Annotated in this window: 8 protein-coding genes; 6 read left to right on the top strand and 2 right to left on the bottom strand. The window is 72.0% G+C overall.

The window, feature by feature from the left end:
- Both VGL30_RS13035 and VGL30_RS13030 read left to right on the top strand, forming a co-directional pair.
- Positions 1–805: calcium-binding protein (locus tag VGL30_RS13035; protein ID WP_331540430.1), on the top strand; the 805-nt coding region annotated here is incomplete at its 5' end.
- A 92-nt stretch (positions 806–897) separates the two neighbouring features.
- Complete coding sequence (locus VGL30_RS13030; RefSeq protein ID WP_331540429.1) at positions 898–2,565, top strand: glycosyltransferase family 4 protein; 1,668 nt, start codon at positions 898–900, stop codon at positions 2,563–2,565.
- A gap of 19 nt (positions 2,566–2,584) precedes the next feature.
- Here the strand turns inward: VGL30_RS13030 and VGL30_RS13025 are convergent, their stop codons facing one another.
- Together VGL30_RS13025 and VGL30_RS13020 are read right to left on the bottom strand one after the other, a co-directional pair.
- On the bottom strand, positions 2,585–3,574 hold the full coding sequence (locus tag VGL30_RS13025; RefSeq protein WP_331540428.1) for a M23 family metallopeptidase: 990 nt from the start codon (positions 3,572–3,574) through the stop codon (positions 2,585–2,587).
- A 55-nt stretch (positions 3,575–3,629) separates the two neighbouring features.
- The gene (locus VGL30_RS13020; RefSeq protein ID WP_331540427.1) at positions 3,630–4,370 is read right to left on the bottom strand and encodes a sulfotransferase domain-containing protein; all 741 of its coding nucleotides are present in this window, start codon (positions 4,368–4,370) and stop codon (positions 3,630–3,632) included.
- 149 nt (positions 4,371–4,519) lie between these two features.
- On the opposite strand from VGL30_RS13020, the gene rfbF reads away from it, so the two are divergent.
- From rfbF to VGL30_RS13000, 4 genes are read left to right on the top strand one after another with little or no spacing between them, the layout of a single operon-like run.
- Entirely contained in the window at positions 4,520–5,293 is a 774-nt protein-coding gene (gene rfbF, locus VGL30_RS13015; protein ID WP_331540426.1) for a glucose-1-phosphate cytidylyltransferase, read from the top strand.
- A complete protein-coding gene (rfbG, locus tag VGL30_RS13010) occupies positions 5,290–6,351 on the top strand; it encodes a CDP-glucose 4,6-dehydratase (protein ID WP_331540425.1) in 1,062 nt (353 codons plus the stop codon). Before rfbF ends, rfbG begins: the two co-directional genes overlap by 4 nt.
- Positions 6,348–7,589, top strand: a complete 1,242-nt coding sequence (locus tag VGL30_RS13005; RefSeq protein ID WP_331540424.1) for a class I SAM-dependent methyltransferase — start codon at positions 6,348–6,350, stop codon at positions 7,587–7,589. Before rfbG ends, VGL30_RS13005 begins: the two co-directional genes overlap by 4 nt.
- Positions 7,589–8,119 carry a dTDP-4-dehydrorhamnose 3,5-epimerase family protein gene (locus VGL30_RS13000; protein ID WP_331540423.1) on the top strand — a complete coding sequence of 177 codons (531 nt, stop codon included), beginning with the start codon at positions 7,589–7,591 and terminating at the stop codon, positions 8,117–8,119. The genes VGL30_RS13005 and VGL30_RS13000 overlap by 1 nt, the downstream gene beginning before the upstream one ends.
- The last annotated feature ends 26 nt before the right edge of the window (positions 8,120–8,145 follow it).

Raw genomic sequence — 8,145 nt, 5'->3', positions numbered from 1 at the left:
CGCCAACGGCCAGGAAGGCGACGACGTCATCACCGGCGCCAACCAAGGCCCGACCGGCGGCGAAACCCTGCTGGGCGGCCAGGACAACGACACGATCACCGGCGCCGGCGGCGTCGACCTGCTGAACGGCAACCAGGGCGATGACAGCGTCACCGGCGGCGGCGACAACGACACGATCTTCGGCGAAAGCGGCGCTGATACGCTTGTCGGCCTGGGCGGCGCGGACACCATCTCCGGTGGCGACGGTGACGACAATATCGACCTGGGTGCGGCGGCCACGGCCGGCACGATGAACGTGGGCACTGGCGATGCTGGCGATGACACCATCACCGGCGGCGCCAACTCCGACAGCATCAGCGGCGGTGTGGGCGGCGACGTTCTCATTGGCGGCGCCGGCACCGACACCATCGACGGCGGTACGCAGAACGACACCATCACCGGCGGCACGGGCAAGGACATCCTGATCGGCGGCGCGGGTTCGGACCGGTTCGTGTTCTCCGCGGGCGATTCCGGCTCGACGGTCGGCGCGTTCGACCTGATCAACGACTGGGACGGCGCGAACGACCGGCTGCACTTCAACGGCCCGGGCGTCACCTACCTCGAATCGACGGCTACCGACTTCGCGTCCGCTGAAACTGCGGCGAACGGGGTGATCGCCGCCGGGACTGCGGACGTGGTCGCGATCCAGGTCGGCAGCGACGTGGTGGTGTTCGTCGACACCGGCGCCAACAACGGCACCTACGAAGACGCGGTGGTGCTGGTCGGCCGGACGATCGCCGACATCTCCGACACCAACATCGTCTAAGCTTCGGCTCAGACGGACGACTATCGGGGCCGCCCTTCGGGGCGGCCCTTTCTTTTTGCGGCGAGTCCTGGCGTCGCGGGCTATGCAGAGTCATGCGCGCCAACGCCGCCCTCTACCTGGACCCGGAGGCCTACCTCACCTCCAATCCCATCCTGATGGGCCGTCATTCGGCGGGAGAGAGCTTTCTGCGCGGCTTCCTGCGGCACGGGCAGGTGGATCGCTTCCGGTTCTGGAACGCGGCGGGCCGTCCGCAGGCGGAGCTCGAGGCCCTGGTGCAGGGGCTGCACCCGCCCGCCCGGCCGCTGGAATGGATCGGGCGGCGCAACCGGCGGGGGCTCGGCGCGGCGGGGGTCGTGCAGCTGACCGGACCGTTCGTGGGGCGCGAGGCCTGGCAGCGGCGGCCGTTCGGCGCCGGCGCCTACGCCCTCTGCGGCCTGACCCACACCACCTCCAGCGCCGAGATCCAGGCGGACATCGGCCAGCTGCTGCTGGCGCCCACCGAGCCGCATGACGCCCTGATCTGCACGTCCCAGGCGGTGCGCCAGGCGGTGGAGACCCAGATCGAGGCCTTCCGCGACGACCTGGCGCGGCGGTTCGGCCCGCGGCGCGCGCCCGAGCCGCAGCGCGCCACCATCCCGCTGGGGATCAACACCGCCGACTTCACCCGCTCCGGGGCGCACCGCGCCGCTTGGCGCGAGCGCCTGGCGATCGCCGAGGACGCCGTGGTGGCGCTCTACGTCGGCCGGTTCAGCCTCCACGGCAAGATGAACCCCGCGGTGATGGCCCTGGCCCTGGAGCGCGCCGCGCGGGAGACCGCGCGCCCGATCGTCTGGGTGCTGTCCGGCTGGAGCGACGACCCGCAGGCCGAAGCGCGATTCCACGAGGGCGCCCGGGCGCTGTGCCCGTCGGTGCGATACGTGCCGGTCGACGGGCGGCCGCCCGACACCCGGTTCTCCATCTGGTCGGTGGCGGACTTCTTCATCAGCCTGTCCGAGAACGTCCAGGAGACGTTCGGCCTGACGCCGGTGGAGGCCATGGCCGCCGCCCTGCCGTGCATCGTCACCGACTGGAACGGCTATCGCGACACCGTGCGGGACAATGTCGACGGGTTCCGGATCCCCACCTGGACGCCGCGCCCGGGCTTCGGCCGGGACCTCGCGCACCGCTACGCCGACGGCTGGATCGACTACCCCAGCTATGTGGGCGCCGCCTCGCAGTTCACCGCCGTCGACCTGGACCGCGCCGCGACCGCGATCGCCGTCTTCGTGCGCCACCCGCACATCGCCCGCCAGATGGGGGAGGCGGCGCAGGCCCGGGCCCGCGCCGAGTTCGACTGGGCGGCGATCATCCCCCGCTACCAGGCGCTGTGGGGCGAGCTCGACGCCCGGCGCCGGGCGAGCGGTCACGGGACGGCGCCGCCGGAACCGCTGCAGGACAATCCCTGGCGGATGGATCCCTTCCGCTTGTTCGCCGGCTACGCCACCGCCCACCTGGGGCCGGACACCCGCCTGGCCGCCGCGCCGGGCATGGACGCGGCCGTGGCGCGGCGCCGGCTCGGCGGTCCGCTGGCCTCGTTCATCACCACCACCTTCCCGACCCCTGAGGAGGTCGCCGCCATCCTGGAGGCGCTGTCGGCGGGAAGCCTGCCGGCGGCGGAACTGCTGGCCGGTTTTCCGCAGCCGCGGCGCTATTTCATCGAGCGGGGCCTGCTCTGGATGGCGAAGTTCGGCGTACTGACGCTCGCGCCGCCCGAGGGCTGAGGTCCTCGCGCGCCGCCCGTCAGAAGCGGATCTCGAAGCTCTTCGCGAGCGCCGCCCGCCCGCCCCGATAGACGGTGTAGTCGGCGCGGTAGGTCCCCGGCGTCCAGCCCGTCGGCGGGCGCTTGCGGCCCACGAACAGCAGGTGCTGGGCCTTGTCGCGGTCGAGGGGCTTGCGGTCCCGGGCGAGGACGGCGCCGTCCGGCCCCTTGAGGATGAGCTCGACCTCGTCGCCGCCCTCCAGCTCGATGGCGCGGGCGTAGGCGACCAGGGCTGGCGAATTGGCGTCCGGCTTGGGAACGCCGCCGTCCTCCACCGCCTGCATGCTCGTCGGACCGGACGCGAAGCCGGCGTTGAGCACGGCGCCGGCCTTGTAGGTCAACGCCTTCATCGCCCGGGCGTCCCACAGGGGGCCGGCGCCGGCCGCCGGCGCAAAGGGGTCGACCACCTGGCCGTCATGCCGCACGCTGAGGTGCATGTGGGCGAACTCCGTGTCCCCGGAGAGGCCGACACGGGCGATCGGCTCGCCGGCGGTCACCGTCTCGCCGACCCTGACCCGCAGGCTGCCCTGCTGCAGGTGGCAGTACTGGGTCTCCCAGCCGCCGCCGTGGTCGATCACCACCCCGTTGCCGCATTCCCGGCCGTCCACGTCCGGGGCCGCGGCCGCCCGGATCGACACGTCGGGGATCCCGTCGCGCAGCCGCGCCACCCGCCCCGGGGCGGCGGCCAGCACGTTCACGCCGGCCCGTTCGGCCGCCATGTCGGCGATGCGGAGGTCGATCCCGTTGTGCCCCTCGTAGGTGCGCCGCCCGCCGTGGTAGTCGCGCACCCCCGGCCCGGCGTCGCGGTCCACATAGTGCTGCACCTCGCACCCGGCTCCGATGCTGCAGGCAAGGGGAAAGCTCAGCGCCGGCGCGCCCGCGGGGGCGCGCCGCGCGGCGCCCGAGGCCTGCGGCGGGGCGCAGGCGCAGAGCGACACGGCCAGGAACAGCGCAGGAGTGCGGCGGGTCATTCGGATCGCCTCGGCAGGCCGCCAGCTTGCGGGTCGCCGGGGCGGAAATGTGGCGTCAGTTGAAGCTCAGGCCGGTGAGCGCGGCCAGGCGCGCCCTGTCGCGGGCGTAGATCTCGCGCAGGAATTCGGCGTCGGCCGGCGTGAGCGTGGAGCCGTAGTCCATCTCGCGGCCGACATGCACCTCGCGCGGGGCGACGGCCGGCGGCCGGGACGGCAGGCCCAGGAAGCCACGGACGGCGGCCAGCACGCGGTTGGGATCGGCGCGCAGGTCGTCGGACTGCAGGATCAGCAGCTGATCGCGCGCGAAGAGCTGCAGCAGCCGCTCCACCTGTTCGCCGTAGAAGCCGCGCTCGACGTAGCTGAACTCCCGGTGGTGGCCCCAGGGCTCGGCGTCGAACAGCCGCCGCCGGCCCTCGCGGATGCACCGGGCGAAGGGCATGGTCTCGACGCCCCGGGCGTACTCCATGCGCCAGTGCGACCAGGCCCGCTGCACCGGATCGCGCAACATCAGGATCAGCCGGACGGCGGGATTGTAGGCGCGGATGCGCTCCAGGCTCTGCGGCCAGTAGAGGTAGATCGGGGTCGCCTCGCCGCGCAGCCGCCCGTCGGGCGCGGGAAAGCGGGCGTGGTAGCGGCCATAATCCGGCGACGTCCAGTCGAGGTTCTCGTCGTCGAAGAAGTGGACTTCCTTCACGTCGGAGAGCGCCAGCCCCGGCTCGTCGCCGAGGTAGTCGAACAGGGCCGTGGTCCCGGCCTTCTGCGCGCCGACGACGATGAAGTCCACGAGGGCGCCCATGGGGGTCTCCGGGCCCGGGCCGCGGCGGCGGGCGTTAAGGCCGCAGGCCCTGCGATCGGGCTTCATTGCGCCCGCGACCCACGATAAGAGGAACCGGGTTACAGGATGGGGGCGAGCCGCCGCAAGAGGCGGCCCTGCGGGATGCGCGCATGAAGACGGTCATACTCGCAGGCGGCCTGGGGACGCGGATTTCCGAGGAGAGCCACCTGCGCCCCAAACCGATGATCGAGATCGGCGGGCGGCCTGTGCTCTGGCACATCATGAAGCTCTTCTCGCACTTCGGCTTCAACGACTTCGTGGTCTGCCTGGGCTACCGCGGCTACATGATCAAGGAGTACTTTTCCAACTATGTGATGCACAACGCCGACCTCACCGTCGACCTGGCGAGCGGGGCGGTGGAGTACCACGCCACCAATCATGAGCCCTGGCGGGTGACCCTGGTGGACACCGGGGCGGAGACCATGACCGGCGGGCGGCTGAAGCGGGTGGCGAGCTACCTGGATCCGGGCGAGCCGTTCTTCTTCACCTATGGGGACGGGGTGGCCGACGTGGACCTGGCGGGGCTGGCCGCCTTCCACAAGGCGCACGGCAAGCAGGCCACGGTGACCGCCGTGTCGCCCCCGGGCCGCTACGGCGCCCTGGAGATCGACGCGGGCCGCGTGGAGCGGTTCATCGAAAAGCCGCCGGGCGACAACGGCCTGATCAACGGCGGCTTCTTCGTGCTGCAGCCGGAGGTCATCGGGCGCATCGAGGGCGATGGCGCCAGCTTCGAGGGCGCGCCGCTGGAAGCGCTGGCCCGGGACCATCAACTGATGGCCTTCCGCCACGACGGCTTCTGGGCGGCCATGGACACCTTGCGCGACAAGAATCACCTCGAGGCCCTGTGGGCCTCCGGCGAGGCGCCCTGGCGGCTTTGGCGATGAGGCGGCCCGACGCCGGGTTCTGGAACGGCCGGCGCGTCCTGCTCACCGGGCATACGGGATTCAAGGGCGCATGGACCGCGATCTGGCTGCGGAGGCTGGGCGCGCGGGTGACCGGCCTGGCCCTGCCGCCGGAGGCGCCGTCGAGCCTGTTCGAACTTGCGCGGGTGGCGGACCTGGCGGCGTCGAACCTCGTCGACCTGTGCGACCGCCGGGCGGTGGCCGGCTTGCTGCGGACCGAGGCGTTCGACATCGTGCTGCACATGGCCGCCCAGCCGATCGTGCGCGCCTCGATCGCCGCGCCGGTGGAGACCTTCGCCACCAATGTGATGGGAACCGCGCATCTGCTGGACGCCCTGCGCGGACAGGCCGGCCTGCGGGCCGTGCTGGCGATCACCTCCGACAAGGTCTACGCCAACGCCGAGACCGGCGAGGCCTTCACCGAGACCGCGCCCCTGGGCGGCAAGGACCCCTATTCGGCGTCGAAGGCGGCGACGGAGATGGTGGTGGCCAGTTTCGCGCGCAGCTATTTCGACAAGGCCGGCGTGCCGGCGGCCACCGCCCGCGGCGGCAATGTGATCGGCGGCGGCGACATCTCGCCCGACCGGCTGGTTTCCGACATCGTGCGGGCCGCGGCCCGCGGCGAGCCGGTCAGCCTGCGCCATCCGGAGGCGACGCGGCCGTGGCAGCATGTGCTGGACTGCGCCGCCGGCTACCTAGTCTACGCCGAAGCCCTGGTGCAGGACCCGGCCACGCCGCGGGCGCTGAACTTCGGTCCGCGGCCCGGCGGGGCGGAGATCAGCGTCGGGGAACTGGCGACCCTGGCCGCCCGGGCCCTGGGCGCCCCGCCGTGGCGGTACGAGCCCGACCCCGCCTCCATCGAGGCGCGCGCCCTGGCCATCGACACCGGCCTCGCCCGGCGGAGCCTGGGTTTCGAGAGCCGGCTGGACGGGCCCGCGGCCGTGGCCCTGACCATGGACTGGCATCGACGGCAGGCGGCCGGCGAGGATGCGCTGGCGCTTTGCCTGGAACAGATCGAGGGCTATGAGCGCCAGCCATGACCGACGCCCCCCTGTGCCGCTTCTGCAAGACGCCGCTCACCCACAGTTTCCTCGACCTGGGCGACCAGCCGCTGGCCAATTCGTACCTGACCAGGGCCGAGCTGGAGGCCGGGACCGAGCGGGCCTATCCGCTGCACGCCCGCGTCTGTCCGGCTTGTTTCCTGGTGCAGGTGGACGATCCCGTCGCGGCCGAAGACATCTTCGACGGCGGTTACGCCTATTTCTCGTCCTATTCGCCCAGCTGGGTGGCGCACGCCAAGCGCTACGCCGAGGCGATGGCCGACCGGCTTTCCCTGGGGTCGCAGTCCCTGGCGGTGGAGATCGCCAGCAACGACGGCTACCTCTTGAAGCACTTCGCGGCCATGGGCGTGCCCGTGCTGGGCGTCGAGCCCAGCGCCAACACCGCCGAGGCCGCCCGGGCGGTCGGCGTGCCGACGGAGGTGGCGTTCTTCAACGCCGCGACCGGTGAGGCGCTGGCGGCGCGCGGGGTGCAGGCCGACCTGATGGCGGCCAACAACGTGCTGGCCCACGTGCCGGACATCGGCGACTTCGTGGCCGGATTCCCCAGGGTGCTGAAGCCGGAAGGCGTGCTGACGTTCGAGTTTCCGCACCTGCTCAGCCTGATCGACAAGGTGCAGTTCGACACCATCTACCACGAGCACTTCTCCTACCTGTCGCTGCTGGCGGTGGAGCGGGTGCTGGCGAGCCGGGGGATGCGGGTGTTCGACGTGGAGCGGCTCGCCACTCACGGCGGGTCGCTGCGGCTGTTCTGCGCGCACCGGGCCTCGGCCCACCGGGAGACCGAGGCGCTGCGGGGCCTGCGGGCGGAAGAGGCGGCGGCGGGGCTTGGGCGGATCGAGACCTATGCGGGCTTCGCGGGCCGGGTCGAGGCGGTGCGCGACGGGTTCCTCGCCTTCCTGCGCGGGGCCAGGGCCGAGGGGAAGACGGTGGCCGCCTATGGCGCGGCGGCCAAGGGCGCCACCTTCCTCAACTACGCCGGGACGACGGCGCAGGACCTAGTCTGCGCCTTCGACGCCAACCCCCACAAGCAGGGCCGCTTCCTGCCTGGCAGCCATGTGCCGATCCTGGCCCCGGACATGGTGGCCAAGGTGCGGCCCGACTACGTGCTGATCCTGCCGTGGAACCTGAAGGACGAGATCATGGGACAGCTGGCCTATGTCCGCGGTTGGGGCGGGCGCTTCGTCACCGCCTCGCCGGAGGTGGCGGTCCAATCCTGATGCGGTTCCAGTCCACCGAGATCGCCGGCGTCGTGGCTGTGGACCTGGAGCCGGTCACGGACGCCCGGGGCTTCTTCGCGCGGCTGCATTGCCCGGAGGAATTCGCCGCGGCGGGGGTTCCCTTCGTTCCGGTGCAGACCAGCCTGTCGCGCAACCACGCGGCCCTCACCCTGCGGGGGCTGCATTACCAGGCCGCGCAGCACGGGGAGGCCAAGCTGGTGCGGGCGGTCCGGGGACGGATCTTCGACGTGGCCGTCGACCTGCGTCCGGACAGCCCGACGCACCGGCGCTGGACGGGAACCGAGCTGTCGGCCGGGACCGGCCGCGCCCTGCTGATTCCACCCGGGGTGGCGCACGGGTTCCTGACCCTGGAGCCGGAGACGGACGTGCTCTATCAGATCGACCGGGCGTTCGCGCCGGGCCACGAGCGCGGCGCGCGCTGGGACGATCCGGCGTTCGCGATCGCCTGGCCGGCCAGGCCGCAGGTGATCGCGGAGCGGGACGCCGCCTACCCCGCATACGAAAGCTGAGATCGCGCCGGCGATCTGATAGATGT

Origin of the sequence: Phenylobacterium sp. (assembly GCF_036502675.1) — a bacterium.
GTDB lineage: Bacteria > Pseudomonadota > Alphaproteobacteria > Caulobacterales > Caulobacteraceae > Phenylobacterium.
This window is presented reverse-complemented; position numbering and strand designations above follow the sequence as displayed.

What these genes read in the sequence shown, in the direction of transcription:
- rfbF (WP_331540426.1), top strand. Translation starts at nt 4,520, where the DNA reads ATGAAGACGGTCATACTCGCAGGCGGCCTGGGGACGCGGATTTCCGAG.
- VGL30_RS13030 (WP_331540429.1), top strand. Translation starts at nt 898, where the DNA reads ATGCGCGCCAACGCCGCCCTCTACCTGGACCCGGAGGCCTACCTCACC.
- rfbG (WP_331540425.1), top strand. Translation starts at nt 5,290, where the DNA reads ATGAGGCGGCCCGACGCCGGGTTCTGGAACGGCCGGCGCGTCCTGCTC.
- VGL30_RS13000 (WP_331540423.1), top strand. Translation starts at nt 7,589, where the DNA reads ATGCGGTTCCAGTCCACCGAGATCGCCGGCGTCGTGGCTGTGGACCTG.
- VGL30_RS13020 (WP_331540427.1), bottom strand. Translation starts at nt 4,370, where the DNA reads ATGGGCGCCCTCGTGGACTTCATCGTCGTCGGCGCGCAGAAGGCCGGG.
- VGL30_RS13025 (WP_331540428.1), bottom strand. Translation starts at nt 3,574, where the DNA reads ATGACCCGCCGCACTCCTGCGCTGTTCCTGGCCGTGTCGCTCTGCGCC.
- VGL30_RS13005 (WP_331540424.1), top strand. Translation starts at nt 6,348, where the DNA reads ATGACCGACGCCCCCCTGTGCCGCTTCTGCAAGACGCCGCTCACCCAC.